This window comes from Pantoea sp. paga, assembly GCF_007558755.1.
GTDB classification, from domain to species: Bacteria; Pseudomonadota; Gammaproteobacteria; order Enterobacterales; family Enterobacteriaceae; genus Pantoea; species Pantoea agglomerans.
Map to the genome: position 1 here is coordinate 920,864 of NZ_VLTF01000001.1, position 26,571 is coordinate 947,434.

General features: G+C 49.8%; 23 protein-coding genes. 10 read left to right on the forward strand and 13 right to left on the reverse strand.

Annotation, left to right across the window (positions count from 1 at the left end; genetic code table 11):
- Window positions 1-2: 2 nt before the first annotated feature.
- From hisD to FOV68_RS04385, 10 genes are all read left to right on the forward strand, one after another.
- On the forward strand, window positions 3-1,307 hold the full coding sequence (gene hisD / locus FOV68_RS04340) for a histidinol dehydrogenase (protein ID WP_143990384.1): 1,305 nt from the start codon (window positions 3-5) through the stop codon (window positions 1,305-1,307).
- The gene (gene hisC / locus FOV68_RS04345; protein ID WP_143990385.1) at window positions 1,304-2,380 is read left to right on the forward strand and encodes a histidinol-phosphate transaminase; all 1,077 of its coding nucleotides are present in this window, start codon (window positions 1,304-1,306) and stop codon (window positions 2,378-2,380) included. The genes hisD and hisC overlap by 4 nt, the downstream gene beginning before the upstream one ends.
- Window positions 2,377-3,444 carry a bifunctional histidinol-phosphatase/imidazoleglycerol-phosphate dehydratase HisB gene (hisB, locus tag FOV68_RS04350; RefSeq protein ID WP_010670960.1) on the forward strand — a complete coding sequence of 356 codons (1,068 nt, stop codon included), beginning with the start codon at window positions 2,377-2,379 and terminating at the stop codon, window positions 3,442-3,444. Before hisC ends, hisB begins: the two co-directional genes overlap by 4 nt.
- Window positions 3,444-4,034: an imidazole glycerol phosphate synthase subunit HisH gene (gene hisH / locus FOV68_RS04355; protein ID WP_008926061.1), complete on the forward strand. Its 591-nt coding sequence runs from the start codon at window positions 3,444-3,446 to the stop codon at window positions 4,032-4,034. Before hisB ends, hisH begins: the two co-directional genes overlap by 1 nt.
- A complete protein-coding gene (gene hisA, locus FOV68_RS04360) occupies window positions 4,034-4,771 on the forward strand; it encodes a 1-(5-phosphoribosyl)-5-[(5-phosphoribosylamino)methylideneamino]imidazole-4-carboxamide isomerase (protein ID WP_143990386.1) in 738 nt (245 codons plus the stop codon). Before hisH ends, hisA begins: the two co-directional genes overlap by 1 nt.
- Complete coding sequence (gene hisF / locus FOV68_RS04365) at window positions 4,753-5,529, forward strand: imidazole glycerol phosphate synthase subunit HisF (protein ID WP_010248068.1); 777 nt, start codon at window positions 4,753-4,755, stop codon at window positions 5,527-5,529. The genes hisA and hisF overlap by 19 nt, the downstream gene beginning before the upstream one ends.
- Complete coding sequence (gene hisIE, locus FOV68_RS04370; RefSeq protein ID WP_031591333.1) at window positions 5,523-6,134, forward strand: bifunctional phosphoribosyl-AMP cyclohydrolase/phosphoribosyl-ATP diphosphatase HisIE; 612 nt, start codon at window positions 5,523-5,525, stop codon at window positions 6,132-6,134. Before hisF ends, hisIE begins: the two co-directional genes overlap by 7 nt.
- A gap of 111 nt (window positions 6,135-6,245) precedes the next feature.
- On the forward strand, window positions 6,246-6,722 hold the full coding sequence (locus FOV68_RS04375; RefSeq protein WP_143990387.1) for a YbaK/prolyl-tRNA synthetase associated domain-containing protein: 477 nt from the start codon (window positions 6,246-6,248) through the stop codon (window positions 6,720-6,722).
- A gap of 66 nt (window positions 6,723-6,788) precedes the next feature.
- Window positions 6,789-7,580: an ABC transporter substrate-binding protein gene (locus FOV68_RS04380; protein WP_115758976.1), complete on the forward strand. Its 792-nt coding sequence runs from the start codon at window positions 6,789-6,791 to the stop codon at window positions 7,578-7,580.
- Window positions 7,581-7,686: 106 nt separating this feature from the next.
- Complete coding sequence (locus tag FOV68_RS04385; RefSeq protein ID WP_143990388.1) at window positions 7,687-8,985, forward strand: succinylglutamate desuccinylase/aspartoacylase family protein; 1,299 nt, start codon at window positions 7,687-7,689, stop codon at window positions 8,983-8,985.
- 35 nt (window positions 8,986-9,020) lie between these two features.
- Here FOV68_RS04385 and gndA read toward each other — a convergent pair whose 3' ends face one another.
- The 13 genes from gndA to galF all read right to left on the reverse strand — a co-directional run bounded on the left by gndA (window position 9,021) and on the right by galF (window position 26,455).
- On the reverse strand, window positions 9,021-10,430 hold the full coding sequence (gene gndA / locus FOV68_RS04390; RefSeq protein WP_010248093.1) for an NADP-dependent phosphogluconate dehydrogenase: 1,410 nt from the start codon (window positions 10,428-10,430) through the stop codon (window positions 9,021-9,023).
- 192 nt (window positions 10,431-10,622) lie between these two features.
- Window positions 10,623-11,438 (reverse strand): glycosyltransferase, encoded by an 816-nt coding sequence (locus FOV68_RS04395; protein ID WP_143990389.1) that lies wholly within the window; start codon window positions 11,436-11,438, stop codon window positions 10,623-10,625.
- Between the two features lie 13 nt (window positions 11,439-11,451).
- Window positions 11,452-12,345, reverse strand: a complete 894-nt coding sequence (locus FOV68_RS04400) for a glycosyltransferase family 2 protein (protein ID WP_255473614.1) — start codon at window positions 12,343-12,345, stop codon at window positions 11,452-11,454.
- 32 nt (window positions 12,346-12,377) lie between these two features.
- Window positions 12,378-14,213, reverse strand: a complete 1,836-nt coding sequence (locus FOV68_RS04405; RefSeq protein ID WP_143990391.1) for a haloacid dehalogenase — start codon at window positions 14,211-14,213, stop codon at window positions 12,378-12,380.
- The gene (locus tag FOV68_RS04410) at window positions 14,210-18,136 is read right to left on the reverse strand and encodes a glycosyltransferase (RefSeq protein WP_222104187.1); all 3,927 of its coding nucleotides are present in this window, start codon (window positions 18,134-18,136) and stop codon (window positions 14,210-14,212) included. Before FOV68_RS04410 ends, FOV68_RS04405 begins: the two co-directional genes overlap by 4 nt.
- Window positions 18,129-19,520, reverse strand: a complete 1,392-nt coding sequence (locus tag FOV68_RS04415; RefSeq protein WP_061901278.1) for an ABC transporter ATP-binding protein — start codon at window positions 19,518-19,520, stop codon at window positions 18,129-18,131. Before FOV68_RS04415 ends, FOV68_RS04410 begins: the two co-directional genes overlap by 8 nt.
- Window positions 19,510-20,346 carry an ABC transporter permease gene (locus FOV68_RS04420; RefSeq protein WP_061901277.1) on the reverse strand — a complete coding sequence of 279 codons (837 nt, stop codon included), beginning with the start codon at window positions 20,344-20,346 and terminating at the stop codon, window positions 19,510-19,512. Before FOV68_RS04420 ends, FOV68_RS04415 begins: the two co-directional genes overlap by 11 nt.
- A 291-nt stretch (window positions 20,347-20,637) precedes the next feature.
- The gene (rfbC, locus tag FOV68_RS04425) at window positions 20,638-21,171 is read right to left on the reverse strand and encodes a dTDP-4-dehydrorhamnose 3,5-epimerase (protein ID WP_143990392.1); all 534 of its coding nucleotides are present in this window, start codon (window positions 21,169-21,171) and stop codon (window positions 20,638-20,640) included.
- Window positions 21,171-22,052 (reverse strand): glucose-1-phosphate thymidylyltransferase RfbA, encoded by an 882-nt coding sequence (gene rfbA, locus FOV68_RS04430; protein ID WP_010670973.1) that lies wholly within the window; start codon window positions 22,050-22,052, stop codon window positions 21,171-21,173. Before rfbA ends, rfbC begins: the two co-directional genes overlap by 1 nt.
- 44 nt (window positions 22,053-22,096) lie before the next feature.
- Window positions 22,097-22,984: a dTDP-4-dehydrorhamnose reductase gene (rfbD, locus tag FOV68_RS04435; protein WP_143990393.1), complete on the reverse strand. Its 888-nt coding sequence runs from the start codon at window positions 22,982-22,984 to the stop codon at window positions 22,097-22,099.
- The gene (gene rfbB / locus FOV68_RS04440) at window positions 22,984-24,063 is read right to left on the reverse strand and encodes a dTDP-glucose 4,6-dehydratase (RefSeq protein ID WP_033772201.1); all 1,080 of its coding nucleotides are present in this window, start codon (window positions 24,061-24,063) and stop codon (window positions 22,984-22,986) included. Before rfbB ends, rfbD begins: the two co-directional genes overlap by 1 nt.
- Before the next feature lie 433 nt (window positions 24,064-24,496).
- On the reverse strand, window positions 24,497-25,510 hold the full coding sequence (galE, locus tag FOV68_RS04445; protein ID WP_143990394.1) for a UDP-glucose 4-epimerase GalE: 1,014 nt from the start codon (window positions 25,508-25,510) through the stop codon (window positions 24,497-24,499).
- Between the two features lie 42 nt (window positions 25,511-25,552).
- The gene (gene galF / locus FOV68_RS04450; protein ID WP_031591353.1) at window positions 25,553-26,455 is read right to left on the reverse strand and encodes a UTP--glucose-1-phosphate uridylyltransferase GalF; all 903 of its coding nucleotides are present in this window, start codon (window positions 26,453-26,455) and stop codon (window positions 25,553-25,555) included.
- Between the last annotated feature and the right edge of the window lie 116 nt (window positions 26,456-26,571).

The window sequence follows — 26,571 nt, forward strand, 5'->3', positions numbered from 1 at the left end:
CCATGGCCTTTTCTACCCCGATTGAGTGGCAGCAGTGCACCCCCGAACAGCAGCAGGCGCTGCTGTTACGTCCTGCTATCGCCGCCTCTGAAAACGTGACGCTGACGGTGCGCGATGTGCTGGAGCAGGTAAAGCTGAATGGTGATGACGCCCTGCGCGAATTCAGCGCCCGCTTCGACAAAGCGCAGGTGGATAACCTGCGTGTTACCGCGCAGCAAATCGAAGAAGCCAGCTTACGTCTGAGTGACGAGCTGAAGCAGGCGATGGCTGTCGCGGTGGGCAATATCGAAACCTTCCACAACGCGCAGATCCTGCCGCCGGTGGATGTGGAAACCCAGCCAGGCGTACGCTGCCAGCAGATTACCCGTCCGGTAAAATCGGTCGGACTCTATATTCCTGGTGGTTCCGCCCCGCTCTTCTCCACCGTGCTGATGCTGGCGACCCCGGCCCGTATCGCTGGCTGTGGCCGCGTGGTGCTCTGTTCGCCGCCGCCGATTGCCGATGAGATCCTGTATGCCGCCCAGCTGTGCGGCGTAGAAGAGGTGTTCCAGGTGGGCGGCGCGCAGGCCATCGCCGCGATGGCCTTCGGCACCGAAACCGTGCCGCGCGTGGATAAGATTTTTGGCCCGGGCAACGCCTGGGTGACAGAAGCGAAACGTCAGGTAAGTCAGCGACTCGATGGCGCGGCGATTGATATGCCAGCGGGTCCTTCTGAAGTGCTGGTGATTGCGGATGAGGGCGCCACGCCCGCGTTTGTCGCGTCTGATTTGCTCTCACAGGCAGAGCATGGTCCTGACTCGCAGGTGATTCTGCTGACGCCTTCATTAAAGCTGGCCGAGGCGGTCGCGGTCGCGGTTGAGCAGCAGCTGGCGCAGTTGCCGCGGGCTGCCACGGCGCGTCAGGCGCTGGAAAGCAGCCGCCTGATTGTGGCGCGTGACCTTGAGCAGTGCGTCGCGATCTCTAATCTCTACGGCCCGGAGCACCTGATTCTGCAAACGCGTCAACCGCGCGATCTGGTGGAGTCGATCACCAGCGCCGGTTCGGTATTTTTAGGTGACTGGTCGCCGGAGTCCGCGGGCGATTACGCCTCTGGCACCAATCACGTGTTACCGACCTACGGTTACACCTCGACCTGTTCCAGCCTGGGCCTGGCCGATTTCCAGAAACGCATGACGGTGCAGGAGCTGACGCCGCAGGGCTTCCTGAACCTGGCCTCCACCATTGAAACCCTGGCCGCCGCCGAGCAGCTGGATGCCCACAAGAATGCCGTCACCCTGCGCGTTGCCGCACTGAAGGAGCAAGCATGAGTCAGGATATTGAGCAACTGGCGCGCGCCAATGTGCGCGCCCTGACGCCCTATATGTCGGCGCGTCGTCTGGGTGGCAACGGAGATGTCTGGCTCAATGCCAACGAATTTCCGCTGCCGGTGCCGTTTGAGCTGTCGCAGCAGACGCTGAACCGCTATCCGGAGTGTCAGCCTAAAGTGGTGATTGAGCGCTACGCTGCTTATGCGGGCTTAACGCCGGAGCAGGTGCTGGTGAGCCGTGGCGCGGATGAAGCCATCGAGCTGATCATGCGCGCCTTCTGTGAGCCGGGTCAGGATGCGATTCTGTTCTGTCCACCTACCTATGGCATGTACAGCGTCAGTGCCGAAACCATCGGCATTGAATACCGTACCGTTCCTGCGCTGAGCGACTGGCAGCTGAACCTGCCTGCCATTGCAGAGCAGCTGGATGGCGTCAAAGTGGTTTACCTCTGCAGCCCGAACAACCCGACCGGCAACCTGATCAATCAGGACGACATCCGTCAGCTGCTGGCGATGACCGCCGGTAAAGCGCTGGTAGTCGCAGATGAAGCCTATATTGAGTTCTGCCCGCAGGCGACCCTGACCGGCTGGCTGAAGGATTATCCGCATCTGGTGATCCTGCGTACGCTTTCTAAAGCTTTTGCGCTGGCTGGCCTGCGTTGCGGCTTTGCGCTGGCGAATAAGCCGGTCATCGACCTGCTGATGAAGGTGATCGCGCCCTACCCGCTGGCGACACCGGTGGCCGATGTCGCCGGGCAGGCGCTGAGCGACCAGGGGATTGCGCTGATGCGTGAGCATGTGGCACAGCTGAATGAGAACCGTAGCTGGCTGCAGGCTGAACTGGCTCAGCTGGCCTGCGTTGAGCAGGTTTTCTCCAGTGAAACCAACTATATGCTGGCGCGCTTTACCGATTCACCAAAAGTCTTCAAAACCTTATGGGATCAGGGCATTATCCTGCGTGATCAGAACAAAAATCCGGGCCTGTCGGGATGCCTGCGCATCTCCATCGGCACGCGTGAAGAGTGCGAACGAGTGATCGCCGCGCTGAAAGCCTTTTCTGTGGAGCAAGCATGAGCCAGAAGACCCTTTTTATTGACCGCGACGGTACGTTAATCTCTGAGCCGCCTGAAGATTATCAGGTGGACCGCATGGATAAGCTGGCGTTTGAGCCAGATGTTATTCCGGCGCTGCTGGCGCTGCAGGCCGCCGGTTATCGCCTGGTCATGATCACCAACCAGGATGGTCTTGGCACCCCGGGTTTCCCGCAGGCCGATTTCGATGGCCCGCACAATCTGATGATGCAGATCCTGACCTCGCAGGGTATTGCGTTTGACGATGTGCTGATCTGCCCGCACATGCCGGACGATCACTGCGACTGTCGCAAGCCAAAAACCCGAATGGTGGAAGCCTGGCTGGCCGAAGGCGCGCTGGATACCGCCAACAGCTACGTGATTGGCGATCGCCTGACCGACGTCCAGCTGGCGGAGAACATGGGCATCCAGCCTATCCGCTACGGTGCTGACGGCCAGAACTGGCAGACCATCCAGCAGCGTCTGACCCAGCGTGACCGCCATGCGCTGGTGCAGCGCAACACCAAAGAGACACAGGTGCGGGTAGAACTGTGGCTGGATCGCGAAGGCGGCAGCAAGATTAATACCGGCGTGGGTTTCTTCGACCACATGCTGGACCAGATCGCCGTGCACGGCGGGTTCCGCATGAACATCGAAGTGAAAGGCGATCTCTATATTGACGATCACCACACGGTGGAAGATACCGGTCTGGCACTGGGCGAAGCGCTGCTGAAGGCACTGGGCGACAAGCGTGGCATTGGCCGTTTTGGCTTTGTGCTGCCGATGGATGAATGTCTGGCGCGCTGCGCGCTGGATATCTCCGGCCGTCCGCACATCGAGTTCAAAGCGGAGTTCAACTATCAGCGCGTGGGCGACCTCAGCACCGAGATGGTCGAGCACTTCTTCAGCTCGCTCTCCTACGCCATGATGAGCACCCTGCACCTTAAAACCAAAGGCAAGAATGACCATCACCGCGTCGAGAGCCTGTTTAAAGCCTTTGGCCGTACGCTGCGTCAGGCGATCCGCGTTGAGGGCAATACGCTCCCAAGCTCGAAGGGAGTGCTGTGATGAACGTGGTGATCATGGATACCGGTTGCGCCAACCTGTCGTCGGTGAAATGGGCGATTGAACGTCTGGGCTACACCCCGGAAGTAAGCCGCGATCCCGATGTGGTGCTGCGTGCCGATAAACTGTTTCTGCCCGGCGTAGGCACCGCGCAGGCGGCAATGAATCAGCTGGAAGAGCGTGACCTGATCGATCTGGTCAAAGCCTGTACCCAGCCGGTGCTGGGGATCTGCCTGGGTATGCAGCTGCTGGGTCGCGGCAGCGATGAAAACGGCGGCGTGCCGACGCTGGGGATTATCGATGAGCCGGTGTCGTTAATGGACACGCACGGCCTGCCGCTGCCGCACATGGGCTGGAATCAGATTACCGCGCAGGCGGGCAATCATCTGTTCCGTGGCATCGACGAAGGCTGCTATTTCTACTTCGTTCACAGCTATGCCATGCCGGTCAACGCCAGCACCATCGCACAGTGTCACTACGGTGAAGCTTTCACCGCCGCGGTGCAGAAAGATAACTTCTTTGGCGTCCAGTTCCACCCGGAACGCTCGGGCAAAGCGGGCGCGCAGCTGCTGAAAAACTTCCTGGAGATGTAATGATTATCCCCGCGTTAGATTTAATTGACGGCAAAGTGGTTCGTCTGCATCAGGGCGATTATGGACAGCAACGTGATTACGGCAGCGATCCGCTGCCGCGTCTGCAGGATTACGTTCGCCAGGGCGCGACCGTGCTGCATCTGGTGGATTTAACCGGCGCGAAAGATCCGGCGAAACGCCAGATCGCGCTGCTGAAAACCCTGCTGGATGGCGTTGATGTGACGGTGCAGGTCGGTGGCGGCATTCGCAGCCGTGACGATGTGCATGCGCTGCTTGAAGCCGGAGCGAGTCGTGTGGTGGTCGGTTCCACCGCCGTGAAACAGCCTGAAGAGGTAAAACGGTGGTTTGCGGAGTTTGGCGCAGAGGCGATTGTGCTTGCGTTAGATGTGCGCATTGATGCCAGTAACCGCAAAGAAGTGGCAATCAGTGGCTGGCAGGAAGCGGCGGGCGTCACGCTGGAAGAGGTGATTACCGACTTTCAGCAGGTGGGTCTGAAGCACGTACTGTGCACCGACATTTCCCGCGACGGCACCCTGAGCGGCTCCAATGTTGCGCTCTATCAGGAAGCGACGGCGCGCTTCCCGACGATTGCTTTTCAGTCTTCGGGTGGCATTGGCGACCTCAATGATATCGCCGCCCTGCGCGGCAGCGGCGTTCAGGGCGTGATTGTCGGACGTGCGCTGCTGGAAGATAAATTCACTGTTTCGGAGGCGATCGCATGCTGGCAAAACGGATAATACCCTGCCTGGACGTACGTGACGGCCAGGTGGTCAAAGGCGTACAGTTTCGTAATCACGAAATCATCGGCGACATCGTGCCGCTGGCGCAGCGCTATGCCGCCGAAGGTGCCGACGAGCTGGTGTTCTATGACATCACCGCCTCATCCGATGGCCGGGTCGTCGACAAAAGCTGGGTGTCGCGGGTTGCGGAAGTGATCGATATCCCGTTCTGCGTCGCGGGCGGCATTAAAACCCCGGAAGACGCAGCGCGCATTCTGGAGTTTGGCGCAGATAAGATTTCGATTAACTCGCCGGCGCTGGCCGACCCCACGCTCATTACCCGCCTCGCAGATCGTTTTGGCGTGCAGTGTATTGTGGTCGGGATCGATACCTGGTTTGATGAAGCCAGCGGTAAATATCAGGTGAATCAGTATACCGGCGACGAAGCGCGCACCCGCGTGACACAGTGGGAAACGCTGGAGTGGGTGCAGGAAGTGCAGAAGCTGGGCGCAGGCGAGATCGTGCTGAATATGATGAATCAGGATGGCGTGCGTAACGGCTATGACCTGGTGCAGCTGAAGAAAATGCGTGAAGTCTGCAAGGTCCCCCTTATCGCCTCTGGCGGTGCAGGCACCATGCAGCACTTCCTGGATGCGTTTACCGAAGCTAACGTGGATGGTGCTTTAGCCGCCTCGGTATTCCATAAGCAGATTATTAATATTGGTGAGCTGAAGAGCTTTCTGATCGACAACGGAGTGGAGATTCGCGCGTGCTAACTGAACAACAACAGGCTCTTCTCGACTGGGATAAAACACAGGGCATGATGCCGGTCATTGTCCAGCACTTCGTCTCAGGCGAAGTACTGATGCATGGCTACATGAACCCGGCCGCGCTGGAAAAAACGCTGGCAGAAGGCAAGGTCACCTTTTTCTCCCGCACCAAAAACCGTTTGTGGACCAAAGGCGAAACCTCCGGCAACTTTTTGCAGGTGGTGAGCATCACGCCTGACTGCGACAATGACACCCTGTTAGTGCTGGCCGATCCTATTGGCCCGACCTGCCATCTGGGCACCACCAGCTGCTTCTCACCGGCGGTCCCTGAGTGGACGTTCCTCTATCAGCTTGAGCAGCTGCTGGCCTCGCGTAAAACCGCCGATCCTGAAAGCTCCTACACTGCACGACTCTACGCCAGCGGCACCAAACGCATCGCGCAGAAAGTGGGTGAAGAAGGCGTTGAAACCGCACTGGCCGCCACGGTCAACGATCGGGATGAACTCACCAACGAAGCTTCTGACCTGGTCTATCACCTGATGGTGCTGTTGCAGGATCAGGATCTCGACTTCCGCGCCGTGATCAACAACCTGCGCGACCGCCATAAGTAACTGTGCAATATGCTGCTCAGAATTTTGTTTTTATGCGGATTCTGAGCAGTCTTCTGCTCATTCCTCACGTCCATCCGACACAATGACGGCAACTCACCTCAGGAGAGAACCGTGACCACCCATGAGAAATTAATCGCCCTGCTCGACCAGCACCAGGCACGCTATCGCCTGATGGAGCATGAGGCGACCGGTAAATGTGAAGCCGTCGCGGCGATACGCGGCACCGAAATCGGCCAAGGTGCTAAAGCGCTGGTCTGTCATGTGAAAGGCAACGGCGTTAAACAGCATGTGCTGGCGGTTTTACCTGCCGATCATCAGGCCGATCTGGGCAGAGTCGCGGCAGCAGTCGGAGGAAGACGCGCCTCACTCGCCAGTCCGACGGAAACCGATCTGCTGACCGGCTGCGTATTCGGGGCGATTCCACCGTTCAGCTTTCATCCCGACCTCAGACTGGTTGTTGACCCCGCGCTGTTTGAACGTTATCCGGAGATCGCCTTTAACGCCGGTCTGCTGGAACGCTCAGTGATCCTGAATACCGAAGATTATCGCGCGTTATGCGCGGCTGACGTGGTGAAGATTACGCAGTAATTGCCATCCCGGCAGCCCGGCGATACTCTGCATAATCACTCATCACGACAGAATAAGAGCAAAATCATGAACATTTTCACTCAACGCCTGCGTCAGACGCTGGCTGTGGCGGTTATGGCAGGCTGCGCTTTTGGCGCGCAGGCAAAAATCGAACAGGTGCGTTTCGCGGTCGATCCGACCTATCCGCCCTTCGAATCGAAAACGCCACAGGGCAAGCTGGTCGGCTTTGATATTGATCTGGGCAATGCGCTCTGTACTCAGATGCAGGCAAAATGTGTCTGGGTCGAAAGCCAGTTTGACGGCATGATCCCGGCCCTTAAAGCGCGTAAATTTGATGCCATTCTCTCCGACATGGGCATTACCGAAGAGCGCCTGAAGCAGATTGATTTCACCGCGCCGCTCTATGACACCCACACTCAGCTGATTGCCCGTAAAGGTGCTGGCATATTGCCCACCGCTGAATCCCTGAAAGGAAAAACGGTCGGCGTAGAACAGGGAACGGTTCAGGAGCGCTATGCGCTGGCGAAATGGCAGCCTCACGGTGTGACCGTGGTGCCTTATGGCGATCAGGCACAGGTTGAAAGCGATCTGGTTTCAGGCCGACTGGATGCGGTATTCACCGATGCGGCACAGGCTGCCATCGGCTTCCTGAAGCATCCGCAGGGCAAAGATTTTGAACTGGCCGGCCCGATTATTCAGGATCCGATCATCGGCCCCGGCACGGCGATTGGCCTGCGTAAAGGTGATACCGAGCTGAAAACCGCACTGGATAACGCCTTCGTCGAAATCAAAAAGAACGGTACGTTTGACCAGATTCAGAAGCGCTATTTTGCTACGGATATCTCTATCCAGCCTTAACCTCGCGGTCGCCCTTTTTCGTCCTCAACGCGATCCGGCACTATACTTTAACTTTTTCAGGACGGCGCGCTGTCGTCCTTTGCCGATTAAAGGACATTAACACGGTATGCATCAACAACATCATCCACTGTTAAGCGCCTCTTTAGGCACCCAGCGTGAAATCATCAGTTTCCATTTCGCGGAAGACAACGAGCGTCAGGTCTATATCCAGGCTGCGCTGCATGGCGACGAACTGCCCGGTATGGCAGTGGCGTGGTTTTTAAAGCAGCGACTACAGGCGCTGGAGTCCGCCGGTCAACTTAAAGCCGCTTTTACCCTGGTGCCGGTTGCTAATCCGCTGGCGCTGGGACAGCACTGGCATGGCACCCATCTGGGCCGATTCCATACGCTCTCCGGCCAGGACTTCAACCGCCGTTTCCCGTCACTGGGCATTACCCTTGCGGCCGGGCTGGCTGACAGTCTGACTCAAAGTGAATCGCAGAACCGGAGCCTGATCCGCGAGGCGATTGATCGTCACTATCGCGATACCGTGCCAAAAACCGAGCTGGATGCGCAACGCCATACACTGATGCGGATGGCCAGTCAGGCCGATCTGATGATTGACCTGCACTGTGACTGGGAAGCCGTGCCGCACCTCTATACCACGCCGCACGCCTGGCCGGACATTGAGCCGCTGGCGCGCTGGTTAGGCAGTGAGGTGCAGCTGCTGGCGCAGATCTCTGGCGGTGAGCCGTTTGATGAAGCCTGTTGCGAACCCTGGCTGACGCTGGCGGAACGGTTTGGCAAAGATTACCCAATGCCACGCGGATTGCTGCCGGTGACGCTGGAGTTGCGCGGTGTACGTGATGTTTCGCCTGAACAGGCGGAGAAAGATGCGGAGGCGATTATTTCGGCGCTACAGGAAGGGGGTTATATCGGCTACAGCGAGCCTGCGATTTCCGTGGAGGTGGCGGCACCCGTAATTGGCGGCGATGAGCTGGTCCCGGCGAGCGCGGGCGGTGACGATATCGTGGCAATCAATGACGGGCCGATTGGTTTAAACGTGCCAGATATCGCTGAAGCACCTGGAGAAGCTGGTGTAATCAAAGAGCGTCACAGCGAAGGATCGGCGGCGGCCTCCCCTGCCCTGAAAAATCCACCCACGCCGTTAGCGGGCTGTGAATACATTCACTCACCGGTCTCCGGTCTGATCCTGCATCGTAAACCGCTGGGCGCAAAGATTCGGCCGGGAGAAGTGCTGGCAGAGATTGTTGATCCGATAACCGACCAGATCACTCCGCTGGTGGCGGAACATGGCGGTATTCTCTATGCGAGACACTGGGCTAAATTTGCGACGGCAGGCATGCTGGTGGTGAGGCTGGCAGGTGAGCGACAGATTCGGAGCGGGGATTTGCTGGTAGGGTAAAAAAAGGGCTTCCCGAAGGAAGCCCTTTTTAGTGATTAATCTAACCACTCGGTGTGGAACACACCGTCTTTATCAATGCGCTTGTAGGTATGCGCGCCGAAGTAGTCACGCTGCGCCTGAATCAGGTTAGCAGGCAGCACTTCTGAACGGTAGCTGTCGTAGTAAGCGATCGCCGCAGAGAAGGTTGGCGTCGGGATACCGTTCTGAATCGCGTAGGAAACCACATCACGCAGCGCCTGCTGATACTGATCGGCGATATCTTTGAAGTACGGTGCCAGCAACAGGTTAGCGATGCCTGCATCTTCTGCGTATGCATCAGTAATCTTCTGCAGGAACTGGGCACGGATAATGCAGCCAGCGCGGAAGATCTTCGCGATTTCACCGTAATGCAGATCCCAGTTGTTCTCTTCTGACGCGGCACGCAGCTGTGAGAAGCCCTGAGCATAAGAAACGATTTTACCCAGATACAGAGCGCGACGAACTTTCTCAATGAACTCCGCTTTGTCACCGGTGAAGGCCTTCGCCTGTGGACCGCTCAGTACTTTAGAGGCTGCCACACGCTGGGTTTTCAGCGAGGAGAGGTAACGAGCGAACACAGACTCAGTGATCAGTGACAGAGGTTCGCCGAGATCCAGTGAACTCTGGCTGGTCCATTTACCGGTGCCTTTGTTCGCTGCTTCATCCAGAATCACATCAACCAGGTATTTACCTTCTTCATCTTTCTTGGTGAAGATATCTTTGGTGATGTCGATCAGGTAGCTGCTCAGCTCGCCGTTGTTCCACTCAGTGAAGGTCTCAGCCAGCTCTTCGTTGTTCAGACCCAGCGCGCCTTTCAGCAGAGCATAGGCTTCTGCGATCAGCTGCATATCGCCATACTCGATGCCGTTGTGAACCATCTTCACGTAGTGGCCCGCGCCGTCCGGACCGATGTAAGCCACACAGGCTTCGCCATCTTCTGCACGTGCAGCAATTTTATCCAGAATCGGTGCAACCAGCTCGTAGGCTTCTTTCTGACCGCCAGGCATGATAGATGGGCCTTTCAGTGCGCCCTCTTCACCACCGGAAACACCGGTACCGATGAAGTTGAAGCCCTGGTCAGAAAGCTCTTTGTTACGACGGATAGTATCTTTGTAGAAGGTGTTACCGCCGTCGATCAGGATATCGCCTTTATCCAGATGTGGAGTCAGGGAGGCGATAGTCTTATCGGTCGCTTCACCCGCCTGAACCATCAGCAGGATGCGACGAGGTTTTTCCAGCGATTCGACAAACTCTTCAACGGTGTAAAAAGGAGCAAGTTTCTTGCCCTGGTTCTCGGCGATGACTTCATCAGTCTTTTCGCGTGAACGGTTAAAGATAGAAACAGTGTAACCGCGGCTCTCAATGTTAAGAGCCAGGTTGCGGCCCATCACTGCCATACCTACAACGCCGATCTGTTGCTTGGACATATTTTACTCCTGATCGATATATACAGAGCCGTTCAGCTCTATCCCACTTATGAATTCAGACAATTTTAACTTAGCGATTACCATACAACATTTTTATAAAGAATGTTATCCGTAACACCAATGGTATGCTTATGGAAAGCACTGCTAAACAATAAAAGAGGCGACAATAAGTAAAACCTAAAAACTATCTTATTACGAATTCTTACAGTTAAACTGAGAAAGGCATTTAGTGTTAAAATTCTCTCTCTCGCGATCTTTAAACCATCCCCATTTGTTGAAATAACGGACAGCGGAAACAATGTGGTAAAAAAGGAATTTAAAATCCTGATATGAGCGTCGTTGCGATTCATGAACAACAGTTGATTCAGGACAATACTGGATGCCCAGTCCGGAAGCTGAGACGCGCCTGGATAAGTCCACATCTTCCATATAGAGGAAAAAGCGTTCGTCAAAGCCAAGTGTGTGATTTAGCGCCTGCTGGCTGATAAGCATGAAGCAGCCAGAAAGTGACGGAGCATAAAATGGACGGCTATAATCAGCATGATGAAGCTCATATTCACCATTAGAAATTTTCATATAGCGTGAGAAAAAGCGTCTCATAAATAGCTGAAAAGGCGTTGGCAATAGCTTACAGCTATGCTGAAGAGTTCCATCAGGGTAAATCACTTTAGGAATGGTCAGTGAAAGGTTATTTTCTTTGGTAAAGCGATAAAGAGCATCAACTTCTCCGCAGCCAAAGCTGATATCAGGATTACAAATTAAAATGTATTCACACTGATTCTTATATTCCTGAAAGGCTTTATTATGACCAGCGCCAAATCCGTTGTTATTCGCTAAAGATAAAACTGAAACTTTCGGATGAGAATAATCATTTAGCCAATTGCAATGACCACCATTGTCAACTATACAAACCTTATCAATACTTTTCTCAGCCAGCAATGAATCCAGCGTGCGTGAAATATCCTCATAAGCATGACGATATAGTACAAGTGATGCGATTATTTTCACAAGATTACCAAAATTAGAACTTGTTAAATAGAGCGTAAGAGAAATTCGTCATCTGACCCAGACGATTTTGATGATAGACACCTGAAGCTTTGAATAATTTTATACGCGCAAGTAATGTGCTGTCCCGGATATGGCGAAAAGCATCAAAAACAACCCGGTTTTCAGGCGTCATTTCCGCTTTTAGCTGAGCCAGAAAGCGGAAATTTACATCATTCCAGTGTCGATTGCGTCCCTGATGAGCATCGATGAAATTATTGACCCGCTGTGTCAGCTTCATTCCGCTGCCAATCGCATTAGCGTTATGCTGTCTGTAAAACACTGATGGCTCAGGATCAAAAAAGACCTTTCCACCACAGGCGCTTACGATCAGATAAAGCGCCCAGTCGTGAGCGATCACAGGCAAGTCGAGAATCTTCAGGAAAAGCTGGCGCGCCGCCGCGTTAAACACCATGGTGTTCCCGCTTGCAATATTCTGCAGTAATGCGTTAGGAAAACCTGGTCTTTTTGTATTTAGAGGCGATAAACCCAGACTCTGATCATGCTCGTCAATTAACCGTGTTCTGGTGCAATAAATTGCCGGGCCCTCTTTGGGCAAGGATTGCAGATACTCAACGGCACGCAAAAGCTTCGCAGAATGCCATATGTCATCCTGGTCAGCAAAAGCATAAAAACCTGCCTCTATTGCCGGATTGCCTATCAGAGACTTAAAATTCTCGCAAAACCCTTTTTGCGGACCGGTAAGTATTGTGCAGCTATTTTCTCCATCCTTAAAAACCCGCTCAGTAATAGATCGGGTATCATCTTTAGAACCATCATCAGAAACCCACAAAGACCAGTTTTTCCAGCCCTGATCTTTTATAGAATGCAGCTGCTTTTCTATGAAAGCGGCACCATTATAGGTACCCATAAGAATAGCAACGTGTCCCTTATTTCTTATCGTTAACATTGGGGATTGTTCTTGAAGTAGTCCTGAAACTTAACAACTTTATTACGTGTGCTACCCCATGAGTCAAAATTTTCAATCTGCATGAAAAGATGATTTCTGCGCCAGTCATCTTTTGTCGTCAAAGAGATGAGCGGTTCAGCTAGCTGCATTGGGGTAAGATTGACCTGTAGTCTTTCTAACATAGCCAGAAAATCATCACAGAATCGATCCACACCCTCAGTAAGTTGTGCATTAATCAGGTTATGATCTTTCGATTTATTCCGGCCAGGATCAGTTACCGGACAAACGCCGTTTTTAGTCGGTTTGTAGCCGACTACGGTATTGTGAGGTGCGGAGAAAAATAATTCTATTGCAACGCGATTCTCGTAAATCTTGTCCACTAAATTCGGGCTGGTCGTATCATTATCAATAAATGCTTTCATTTTTTGATGTGGTGTACGGCGCTTTCTTTCAAAGGTATTGGCAATGCAAAAATAATAGCCAATCACATTTATATTCATGAATTTCTTAACAGTATGGATAAACGCTTCCTGCGTCGTTCCGCTCCAGCCCACATCCACCATAGCGACAGTGTCGCCCTCTTTGATGTCCAGAGAGTGAAGATAGATGAACAATCCCCGACGGTTACGCTGACATACCTTAAGAATCTCAGCGCGGAGCGCGATAAGAAACTTTTCGACTATCTCGTAATTTTCTGGCGCAATGACAAGGTCAGGCGCAATACCCGCAGAGATCATTACGTTATCTGCTGGTGGCTCTACACCAATACGCTCAAGTAATTCCCCTGGGGATAATCCATCTGAACCTGACATCAGGAAAGCAAGGTTCTGGCTGAAGTTCTCTTCATCCATCAGAGACAGATTGAAAGCAATACGGGAACCCATGAAATAGGAGAACGAAGGCAGCTTTTCCGTAAAATAGCGCGACGCCAGTCTTTCCAGCGCATAACCGTCACGGGAAACAAACAATAGTTTATCAACATTGTCTGTAAGACATTCTTTTCGAATCCATTCAAGAAAGCCCCAGGTCGCGGGTGCCTGGTATTCGTATCCCAGCTGCTGAAAAGAACCGGTAGCTACATTATCTGGCCGCAGGGTTCGAATCATTCCGTTGATCAGCGAAGAGGCAAGAGGCTGTTTTTTTCCTTTGTTTACCAGATGAGGCGATTGGTAGTGCCATGCATTGATGCTTTTTTCACGTGGCTTAATGAAATCTGCCATTTCATTATCACCGATATGCAATACCTGATGTGGTTCCACTTCGCATTCTGCAAGCAGATAATCAAATATCTCTCCCGTATCACGCTTTGTCGCATTACGACTTGCAGAAATGTACAACGGGATGTCCGGCATATCATACTTCTTCAACGCCGCGCGGAAAAAATCCTCTTCAAGGTACATATCTGAGGTGATGACGACGGTTTTACCCGATGAAATTAAATCGTTAAAAAAGTCTATAAAGAAGGGATTCGGCTCGACCAGAGCCAGTTCAAGCTTGTATTCCGCTTCCATCAGGCTTGCGGTATCGCCACGGGTACCCTGAAAATTGTTATAAATATTCTTCAGGGTTATTTCTTTCCTGCCCTCTTTGACCATCTGTGCAAACGCATTTTTCTGTGCTTTGCGACGCAACTGTCTGAAGTCAGGAATAGAAAACTTATTCGCTAACAGGTCAAATGCATCTTCAGGATCGTCCAGTGGGCGAATAAAAAGAGTATCAAAAAAATCAAAAGAGATAACTCTGGCGTCTTTAGCTAAATGACGAAGTGAAATCAGATCCATCTCTTCTTTCGTATAAGCAGGGTTAACAGTGTTATCGCAATTAATCATTTCATGATCTCGAAATTATGTCCGTTAAAAGCAAAGTTGATATTGTAGAAAGGATCATACTGATAATACTGCGGATGTTTACTGTTCAGACGACTCAGTTCATTTTGCAAACGTCTTACTTTTTCAGCATCCATGTGATCAAGTCCACGCGAAACAGATTCATGATGTATAAGCGTAACCGCCTGACACATAACGTTATAATAACCGTTTTCGACCAGACGCATACAAATATCAACATCGTTATAAGCGATAGGGAATGATTCATCAAAACCGTTTATCGAATCATATTTTTCACGCGCAACCATCAGACATGCTCCTGTTACAGCGAGCCAATTATATTCAATCTGATTGCGCAAAAAATACCCTGGATGATTTTTATCCTGGCCGATATAGGCATGTACAGGGCCGGTCTGGAGATTAAGAACCCCGGTATGCTGAATAGTCTGCCTGTCAGCATAGACGAGTTTAGCGCCAACAGCACCCACATGTTTCTGCTGAGCGTAGCCTCCCAGTCTGTTCAGCCAGTCTTCTTGTAGGACTTCAGTGTCATCGTTGAGGAAAAGTAACAAGCTGCCTTTAGAATGAGCAACGCCTATGTTATTTAGCTCGGAAAAATTGAAAGGCTGGTCGTGTCTTATGACAGAGACAGAGCGTTCAGGCTTAAGCTGATCAAGATACGCAAGCGTTTCGGGCTTCTGAGATCCGTTATCAACAACGATAATCTCATAATGCTTCCAACTGGTTTTACTGCGGATTGAATCAATGCAGCGCGCGAGCACGTCATGATTATCCCGCGTAGGAATGATGATCGATATTAAGGTCTCCGGACGCAGATCATAATTAACGCGGAAATATCCATGATAGCCAGGCAGCTCTTCAACAACCCCCTCAATACCACGTCGCTTCAGCGCATCTTCACGTACCGCTTTGGAAGCGGCTAAAACATAGGGCTTAGCGGTGATATCAGACGCGACCGAGGCTGGGATGATACGCCAATGATAAAGAATTTTCGGAATGTGCGAAATTTTCTGAGTAATTTCACTTAATCGGAGAATGAAATCCCAATCCTGACAACCATTAAATTCTGTCCGTAACCCTCCCAGCTGGCGGGCAGTGCTCAGGCGAACACAGGCAGCATGGCAGGTATACATGGTACCCATCATAGTGTCTGGCGACCAGTCTGGTTTAAAGTGAGGCTGAGAATAGTTGCCTTCCGGCGTAAATTTATCCTCATCACTATAAATAAAATCAGGATCCTCTTCATTGATGCATTTTACAAATTCGAACAGGCAATCCTGCGTTAACTCATCGTCATGATCCAGGAAAACAATGTAATCACCGCTTGCATTATCTATTGCAACGTTAGTCGCGCCAGCAATCCCCTGGTTTTTTTCCATATGAATAACTTTAATTCGAGGATCTTTCAAAGCATCAAGAGCTGGTGCGGTATATTCATCAGGACTACAGTCATTAGCCAGCACTAATTCCCAATTGTCATACCATTGATCTTCTACCGACTTTACCATCAACGCCAGCAAGTCCAGCGGCGTGTTGTAGATAGGCACAATTATAGAGAAAAGCGGCTTGACCTCGAACTCATTAAGAATATCTTCAAAGTAATTCGGCTTTTTGGCCGGAATGTAAACGTACTCATCCGGGCGATCAGCAAATGAATAGATTCCATTATTACTGTGCGAAAGGAAAACTGGCTGATTACCCTTACTATTATTGATAATAGTCTTTTCATATAAAGCCTGGTTAAAAGCAGGATGATGCCTGAACCATGCAGGCCTCACTTTCATAGCGACCTTTAATGCTATTTCTTTATATCGCTCAGGTAACTGCAGATAGACGTTTCGCGAGACATCTCTCACGCGTTTTTTCAAACCACTGTGATTAGCTGTCGCCTGCGCAATAACCTTACCTGATTTTACTTTTACTCTCTGGCCCAGATAAAACAGCCTGAAAAATATTCTCTTTATCGGTTGTCTTATCTTTAATGGAACCCGGCGGCCTGCAACACGTAATGGGGCGGAAATTTTCCAGCTGGCAGAGTTCAGAATTGTTTCAACATCATGACGATATTTGTTCAGAATATGGCTTTGATGTTCATGAAGTGCATGAATCTGTTTTAACTCATCCTGCAGCTTGATGGCACGATCGCTTTCATTTTTTAGCGATTTCTCAAGATTTGCAATATGCAGTAGGTATTGATCTTTGAGATTTTTTTCTTGACCAATTAATAAATTGAGATCGTTCAGGTCAGCCCAGTACTCAGCACGGATTGAAAGAGAAAAACCTTTAAGCGTGCTATAAATATCTTCAGCATTCTTGTGTTGAATTTTTGCCAGAAACACTGACTCTTGCTTCAGATAATTTAGTGATTCAGTACTTGAGCATGAAAAGCCCATAGCATTCAGCACAGCCGTCGTTAGCTCAGCGATGTTGTCACTATTACAGTTTCTGCTATTACCAGCAGATGTCACTCGTAATAAGGAATGATAGATACCGCGATATGCGACATAACCCAGCGTAATTGTTTCGGTCGCATGCCACTCCTGATCAAAGAAAACAAATTCACCATTGTCTTTTCTGATTACATTAAAGGGCAAGGCATCCAGATAAGAACCAGGTAGGACGGTATCTTTGTCTGTTTCTAACGGCACCTGCGCTTTGAGTTGAAGCTGATCAAGCCACCCTTTTGCCCAGGCTGCTAATTCTTCAATACGCCAATGAGGACGATTTATAATTCGTAAAAGATCGGTCCAGAGAGATTGTCCATAAATGAATCTTTCCATATCCGCCGACTTAGCATTGTCATCCTGACTGGATCCAGAAAATACAGACAAGCCTTCTTCTGTCTGAATGAATTCAACATTCTTTTTCTTGTCCGCATTCCGTTCATCTGAATAGTAAATAGCAGCCACGTTTTCATGAATCACATCCTGCTTAACTGCGCTTGAGACCATCAAAAACGAACTTGAGAGATCAGCAGCAATTTCATTGTTCCAGATGTTTTTAATGCCCTGCTCAATTGAGAAAAGATGCTGTGGTACAATTTGCTTTTCTTTATGCGCACTTTCCATAGCTAATTGACTTAGCGCTTTGGAATGCTTCTGCCAGCCCAGAGGGGTGACCACCGTGCACGGCAACTTATAATCAGGTAAAGGAATATATTCCAGGGTATCCTGGAAACCGGCCTTATTAAGTTCATTTAACAGCTCTTTGCGGCCAAACGTTACAACACTTTTTTCGTCGTAACTATTGTTAATGCCATACATCGGTAAGTTTACATGGTCTTCGCGAGCACCCGAAAAATACTTGATGCCCAGTTTATTTTCAATGGCAACAAATAATTTTCCATCCTTCTTCAAACGCTTTTTACACGCCTGTAAAAGTTCCTGCTCACCATTTTCACCAACGAAAACACGTGCGTATTCAAGGACGCCAATCAGTAAAACCGCATCGAAATCTCCGAAATCCGGGAGCGTATCGGAAGGTGCGCAGATGACAGTTACATTAGGAAGATCACGGCAGCGTGAGCGGGCAATCGTTGCGCGACGGAAACTCCCTTCCACAGAGACAACCTCTGCAGCATTCTCACCCAGAAACCGGCTGATTGCGCCACATCCACAGCCGATTTCTAATATTCTTTTGCCCTTCATCCACTCCTGGAATGGACGTAACAGGTTCGAACGTACGGGACTAAGGTGATAGGTTGAGGGCCAGTCTACGATGAATGGTTCTAATTCTTCTGATTCAACGCTGACGTCTGATACTTCACTGATTGTTTTGTAGATGTAGTTTTCAGTCTCTTCGCCGTCGCTATACGCAAAATCCTTCATATCTGAGGGCGACCACAGCGCCGTCTTTTCATTTTTCTGAAAACCAGCATCTGATAAAATTTGTTCTAAATTAGCCATTTTCAAGTTTTATTCTCGCGTTTAGATCGGCCAAACCAGTAAAAGTACCCACAGGTCCTACAGGCAAATGAATTGAGTCATAGCGACGGTCATGGGGGATTATTTCGCCTTGGGTGTTACTACTTGCGATACCCACAGAAACAAAATAGTCGCCTTCAAAAAGAAGATTTGGCAACGTTACCGATACGATGAAGGATTGATCAGGCTTCGCCTCTTCAACGATCGATACCGCCTGCCACTCACTGTTCGTGTTGTAAATGGTCACACCTTCTTTAGTTTTGATCGCAAAACCGAAAATAGGTCTGAAAATATAGTCATGACAAATGACTTTAAAAAGAAAGTTAATGGGCATTTTGGGTTCAAAGATACCCGGGAACGCCTGTCCATCCTGTTCAAAATGATAGTCCCAAATTTCTGCCGCCTTATCTCCCCATCTGTATTCTGAGGGATTGTAATGGGGCCGCTCATCAAAGACGCTGTTCAGCCTGAGCTGGATTTCAGTTTTACCCTCTTCCGTTTTTTCAAGATCAGTTTCCCGCTCCAGCCGTTCCTCTTCACCTTTAGCCGCCAGCGCAATTTGCTTATCCACATCAGCTCGCGTGCTGTCGTTTTCGCGTTTTTTCCCGAATAAAATATCCAGATAGCGGTTTATGACTTCACGAGGTGCACCACATTCCTGTACTACACCACCATCCAGAAGTAACGCCCGGTCGCAATGCGTCACGATCTGCTCTGTGGCATGGGAAACAAAGAGAATTGAGGTGCCATTTTGTTTGAGCTTTTTCAACCGGGCAAAACATTTAGCCTGAAACTTTGCATCCCCCACAGCAAGGGCTTCGTCAACGATCAACACTTCCGGTTCAATCTGAGCCTGAACAGCAAAAGCCAGTCGGACGAGCATGCCGCTTGAATATGAGCGGACGGGAGAATGGATGAAGTGACCAATGTCAGCAAACGAAAGAATGTCATCAAGTCTTGATTCAGTTTCCTCACGGGTCAATCCCATCAGGGACGCATTGAGGTAAACGTTCTCAAGTCCGCTGAAGTCACTGTTAAATCCTGCGCCCAGTTCCAGCAGTGCGGCTACACGCCCGTTAACGGTGACATTACCAGATGTAGGCGTTAATGTTCCGGCGATAATCTGAAGCAACGTAGATTTTCCCGAACCATTCCTTCCGACTATTCCCATTGTTTCACCCTTTGGTAAAACAAAAGAAACATCCTTTAAAGCCCAAAAATCTTCATGATAAGTCCGGCTTTCACGACCTACCACCCGGTCTACTTTTGGCACAATAAACTGTTTTAATCTTCGTACTGGATTTTCATACACCTGAAAACATTTACTTACGCCATCTATTACAATTGCATTTTCATTAAAGGACATCGGCAAAACCTTTTCGCGTTTTTTGGAACCAGGCGTAACACAGCCACATTATCAATAGTGAGATAAGTGTGTAGATTCCAATACCAGAAAAATCAGGTAACTTGCCCCATATAAGTACAGCTCTGGCCTGCTCAATGATGAACGTTAACGGATTGAGCATTATCAGTGGGCGCAACTTTTCGGGAAGTGAAGATATCGGATAGAATACCGGGGATAAGAACATCATTACGGTCATAATTATGGTAATTGTCTGACCTACATCTCGAAGATAGACACCTAATGATGATAAAAACCAGGTTAGCCCTAAAGTCAACAATGCCAATGGCAAAATAACAATGGGTATAAAAACGAGAGTCCAATGGATGTAACCATTGAATATGAAAAAAGCAATAATTAAAACGAGCATGCTGATAAAGCTATGAAAGAGCACACTCATAAAACTCACAATTGGCAATATCTCTAAAGGAAATACCACTTTTTTTACATAGTTTACGTTGCCAATTATCAGGGAGGGGGCACGACTGAGCGTTTCAGCAAAAAGACCATGTATAATCAGACCGACAAACAGGATTACAGCAAAATCAGTCTTGGATTCATTCATTGCTCCAGCGGTTCCCCACCGGGCTTTAAAAACGACTGAAAAAACGAAGGTGTAGACCATGAGCATAAAAATAGGGTTAATAAAAGACCACAAAATGCCCATTGTTGAACCGCGATAACGACCAACAACCTCTCGTTTAGTCATTTGAAAAATGAGATTTCGATTTGCCCATGTCTGACGAATCAGAGAAAAGAGTGAGGTAGATCTCGAACTATGCGGATTCATTAGTAATCTCTTAAAAGCTTGAGCTGGAGTTTTTCCTGCTATCACGAACTATTTTTGACTCTCAACTGATACAGTTCCGACAATAAGGTTTATCAAACACACGATGCTCGATGTTTTAACGCTGTTGAAAGGCAACCATTCATATTCATCAAAAGTCTGGCGTAAACTGAATTTTCTTATCAATCTTCATTAATATAGTCTGTGTTAAGACTTCAGGAACACCACACCTTAAAACAAGTTAAGGGTGAAATTTTTATTTAACTCACCCTTCACATTAAAGAATAAAAATAATCACTTCAGCTCGGACAGCAGTAATCCGGCTTTATCTTTTTCAGACAGAATAGGGTCTGACACTGGCCAGTCAATACCTAACTCAGGGTCATTCCACGACAGACAACCTTCACTTGAAGGATCATAATAGTTGGTACATTTATATTCGAAATCTGCATAATCTGAAATAACGACGAAGCCATGTGCTAAGCCGGGCGGAACCCAGAATTGCGTCTTATTTTCTTCCGAAAGATAGACGCCAACCCACTGTTTAAATGTCGGTGACTCAGGCCTGATGTCAACCGCGACATCAAATACTTCACCTCTTACAACACGAACCAGCTTGCCCTGAGGATTATTACGCTGGAAATGCAAACCTCTTAACACATTTTTTGCGGAGCGCGAATGATTATCCTGTACAAATTCACCTTCAATGTTGAGTGCGCGCTTATATTTTTCACTCTGGAACGTTTCCAGGAAAAACCCACGTTCATCACCAAAGACCTTAGGCTCAATAATTTTTACATCAACAATTTTAGTATCGATAATCTTCATTATAAACGCCCTTCCACCAGCGCCATCAAATATTTGCCATATTCGTTTTTTAGATACGGCTTAGCAAGTTCCTGTAATTGCGCTTTATCAATAAAGCCCATTCTGAAGGCAATTTCTTCCGGACAAGCTACTTTCAGGCCCTGTCTTGATTCTATAGTCTGAATAAAGTTGTTCGCTTCCATCAGACTCTGATGCGTACCGGTATCAAGCCAGGCATGACCGCGGCCCATAATTGATACAGAAAGTTTGCCTTGCTCCATGTAGATACGGTTAATGTCCGTAATCTCGAGTTCACCACGAGGTGAAGGCTGCAGGTTTTTCGCCATTTCCACAACACTGTTGTCGTAAAAATAGAGCCCAGTAACGGCATAATTACTGCGAGGGTTCTCAGGTTTTTCCACCAGCGAAATAGCTTTACCCTCCTTATCAAATTCTACAACACCATAACGCTCAGGATCGGTAACGTGATAAGCAAAGACGGTAGCGCCATCATCCTTCAATGACGCAGCTTCAAGCTGCTTGTAGAGGTCATGCCCGTAGAAAATATTATCGCCGAGGATAAGTGCGACTGAATCATCACCGATGAACTCTTCACCAATGATGAACGCCTGAGCCAGGCCATCCGGACTCGGTTGCACTTTGTACTGAATTGAGATGCCCCACTGAGAGCCATCACCTAGTAGGCCTTCGAATCGCGGCGTGTCCTGCGGTGTGCTGATAATCAGGATATCGTTAATTCCTGCAAGCATCAGCGTGCTGAGTGGATAATAAATCATCGGCTTATCATAAACCGGAAGCAGTTGCTTACTGACTGCCATTGTTACCGGGTAAAGACGCGTTCCTGAGCCGCCAGCGAGAATAATACCTTTATTCTTTTTCACAATTTCACCTTACATGAACAGGCAGCTTTCGCTACCTGTTTAAATTATTTAAGAGTTTCAAGCAACATACGTTCAACACCCAATTTCCAGTCAGGCAGGGTCAAACCAAACGTATGTTGAAACTTCTCAGTATTGAGCCGGGAATTTGAAGGACGTCTGGCAGGTGTAGGGAATGCACTTGTTGGCACAGGATTAATCACCTGAACATTAAGCTCAACACCCTGCAATTTAGCAAAGTCGATTACGCTTTTAGCATAAGCATGCCAGGTCGTCTCACCTGCTGCAATCAGATGGTAGATGCCAGCAACTGCATTATTATTCAATGCCACTCTGATTGCATGTGCAGTGCTGTCTGCGATTAGTTCAGCGCCAGTTGGCGCACCAAACTGATCATTAATCACTGACAATGAATCCCGATCTTTAGCAAGCTTCAGCATCGTCTTAGCAAAGTTATTGCCCTTTGCAGCATAGACCCAGCTGGTACGGAAAATAAGGTATTTCGTCATGGTGCGGACGATTGCCTGCTCCCCTTCCAGCTTAGTCTGTCCATAGACATTCAATGGAGCTGTTGCATCATCTTCACACCAGGCACGATCGCCTGAGCCGTCAAAAACATAATCGGTAGAGTAATGGACCAACCACGCCCCAATTTCCTCAGCGGCCTCTGCCAGTGACTTCATCGAAGTGGCGTTAACCAGGCGAGCCTTATCCTGCTCTGATTCAGCTTTATCAACAGCGGTGTAAGCTGTCGCGTTCACGATTACAGCTGGTTTTATCCTTCGAACCGTCTCAGCCAGCCCCACTGGGTTTTCAAAATCGCCACAATAGTCAGTAGACTGACGATCGACCACAATCAAATTGCCCAATGGCGCCAGCGCACGCTGTAATTCCCAGCCGACCTGGCCGTTTTTACCAAAAAGGAGAATATACATTAGCTACGTTTCTCGTAATTTTCTTCGATCCAGTTCTGGTACGCACCACTTTTCACATGCTCAACCCACTGTGAATTGTTAAGGTACCACTCAACGGTTTTCTTCAGGCCCGTTTCAAACGTCTCTTCCGGTTTCCAGCCCAAATCCTTTTCAATCTTAGCGGCATCAATCGCGTAGCGACGATCATGTCCCGGGCGGTCCTGAACATAGGTAATTTGATCACTGTACGGAGTCGCTTTTGGACGCAACTGATCCAGCAGTTCGCAAACCTTCATCACAACATCGATATTTTTCTTTTCGTTATGTCCGCCGATGTTATAGGTGGTGCCAGTCTTCGCATTTTTAACTACGGTGTAAAGCGCGCGCGCGTGGTCTTCAACATAAAGCCAGTCACGAATCTGATCGCCTTTACCGTAGATAGGTAGTGGTTTGCCTTCCAGCGCATTACTAATAATCAGTGGGATCAGTTTTTCCGGGAAATGATAAGGGCCATAGTTGTTCGAGCAGTTGGTGACAATCACCGGCAGCTTGTAAGTGCGGCCCCAGGCGCGAACCAGATGATCGCTGGCAGCTTTCGTTGAGGAGTATGGACTGCTCGGGGCATAAGGGGTCTCTTCGGTAAACAGCGGTAAATCGCCGTCCATTTCATCCGGATGAGGTAAGTCACCATAAACTTCATCCGTTGAAATATGGTGAAAACGGAATGCCGCTTTACGTTCTTCAGGTAACGCGCTCCAGTATTGACGGGTTGCTTCTAACAGAGCGTAAGTGCCTACCACGTTAGTCTGAACAAATTCAGCCGGGCCGGTGATCGAGCGGTCTACGTGGCTTTCTGCAGCCAGATGCATGATGGCATCCGGTTGAAACTCATTTAAAGCCTTAGTAATAGCCTGACCGTCGCAGATATCGATCTGTTTAAAGGTATAGCGTGGATTGCTGCTCACCTCTTTAAGAGACTCAAGATTGCCTGCATAGGTTAGTTTATCAACGTTAATGACTTCATCGTTCGTATTGTTGATAACATGACGCACAACCGCTGAACCGATAAAACCTGCACCACCAGTGATAAGAATCTTCATAACGTATTTATTCCTGACAAGCTATCTGAGGCATGGGTGCCCGAATAAAAAGCAGACAATCATAGGCGTTTTAAGAGCACGCTACCGCCCCTGGGTTACAGCTCCCACGATGCTGATTATCTTTGACCGAATGAGTATGCTGACAACATGAATCCGCCAGATGTTCAGCATTCAGTTGATTGATATCACTTTATTAATGAAATTGTTTAAGTGGGTTTATCATTCAACAATCGTAAATTCTATCACTCAGGTATAGCTATTACGAATAAAATGCGTTTATGTCGCAGGTGTTAGTTCAACTAATGAGCACTTTTCTGGCGCAGGAGATGGTTGCTGATGCCTCAGGGTGATGCAATCAGAATTATGAGAAAGGTCTGATAAGATAATTCAAATCAAATATAAAAAAGGCGAACCTGAGTTCGCCTTTTTTCAACTACCGAAACCCATCCGGGTTCTTGCTCTGCCAGTTCCACGTATCGCGCATCATCTCATCGATGCCGCGCGTCACGCGCCAGTCGAGCGTTGTGTTAGCCAGTGACGCATCGGCCCAGAACGCAGGCAGGTCGCCATCGCGACGTGGCTTAATCTCAAACGGGATCGCCTTGCCGGACGCCTTCTCAAACGCTTTGATCATCTCCAGCACCGAGAAGCCTTTGCCGCCGCCCAGGTTAAAGGCGGTGTAGCCCTCAACTTTGCTCAGATAATCCAGCGCTTTCAGGTGCCCTTCCGCCAGGTCAACAACGTGGATGTAGTCACGCAGACAGGTACCGTCTGGCGTATCGTAATCACCGCCAAACACGCCCAGCTTCTCCAGACGGCCAATCGCGACCTGTGCAATGTATGGCAGCAGGTTGTTTGGGATGCCAGCCGGATCTTCACCGATTTCGCCTGACTCATGCGCGCCAACCGGATTGAAGTAACGCAGCGCAATCGCCTTGAACTTCGGCTCCGCTTTGGCGAAGTCGCGCATCACGAATTCGGTCATCAGCTTAGAGGTGCCGTATGGACTGGTGGTACCGCCAATCGGGGTGGTCTCAACGTAAGGAACCGGGGCATCTGCGCCATAAACGGTTGCTGATGAGCTGAAGATAAAGTTCCAGACGCCGGCATCACGCATCTCTTCCAGCAGCACCACGGTGCCCGCGACGTTGTTCTCGTAGTACTCCAGCGGCATACGCGTAGATTCACCGACGGCTTTAAGCGCAGCGAAGTGGATTACGGCTGAAATGGTGTTGGATGCAAACAGGTCACGCAGACAGGCGCGGTCACGGATATCGCCTTCAACGAAGGTCGCTTTTTTACCCGCCAGTTTCTCAACGCGGTTAATCGCTTCGCGTGAGGCATTGCAGAGGTTATCCAGAACCACAACATCATCACCGCGCTGCAACAGCGCCAGTACCGTATGGGAGCCGATATACCCTGCTCCGCCCGTGACTAAAATTGCCATGTGAGCTCCTTTCAATCTGCCGCGCAGGACGCGGCAAATAAATTACTGTTGTTTTGCGAGGATGGTCTGGATAGCTTCGCGGAAATCGCGACCCTGCGCGTTGCTGCGCAGGCCGTAAGAGACAAACGCCTGCATGTAACCGAGCTTACGACCACAGTCGAAACTGTGACCGGTCAGCAGCGAAACATCAACGGTTTTATGTTTGCTCAGGCTGGCAATCGCATCGGTCAGCTGGATACGGCCCCACGCGCCTGGCTCAGTACGCTCCAGTTCCGCCCAGATATCAGCAGAAAGGACATAGCGGCCTACCGCAGCCAGGTCAGAGCTCAGACCGGCGGTATCTTCAGGCTTCTCAACGAAATCGGTAATGGTGCTGATGTCGCCTGGGTGATCAATCGGCTCTTCAGTGGTGATTACTGAGTACTCAGAGAGATCGGACGCTGGCATATGCTGCGCCAGGACCTGGCTGTGGCCGGTCTCTTCAAAACGGGCAACCATCGCCGCAAGGTTATAACGCATGTGGTCAGCGGTGGAGTCATCCAGCAGCACGTCTGGCAGCACGACCACAAACGGATTGTCACCGATCATCGGACGGGCACAGAGAATCGAGTGGCCCAGGCCCAGCGGCTGTGCCTGGCGCACGTTCATGATGGTTACGCCTGGCGGGCAGATAGACTGCACTTCGCTCAGCAGCTGACGCTTCACGCGCGCTTCCAGCAGCGCTTCGAGCTCATAGGTGGTGTCGAAATGGTTTTCTACGGCATTTTTCGATGCATGCGTGACCAGCACAATCTCTTTAATACCCGCGGCAACACACTCGTCAATGATGTACTGGATCATCGGTTTGTCGACGACAGGCAGCATCTCTTTCGGAATGGCTTTAGTCGCAGGGAGCATATGCATACCGAGGCCCGCAACCGGGATTACTGCTTTAAGCTTGGTCATATTTATTCCGTTTAATAAAATGAAGATGTGGGTCGATTATGCAGGATCGGCCGGAAGAGCAAGTATAATCTTTATCTGAAAATCGGACAGTAACTCTCTGTCATAACTTGGAAATT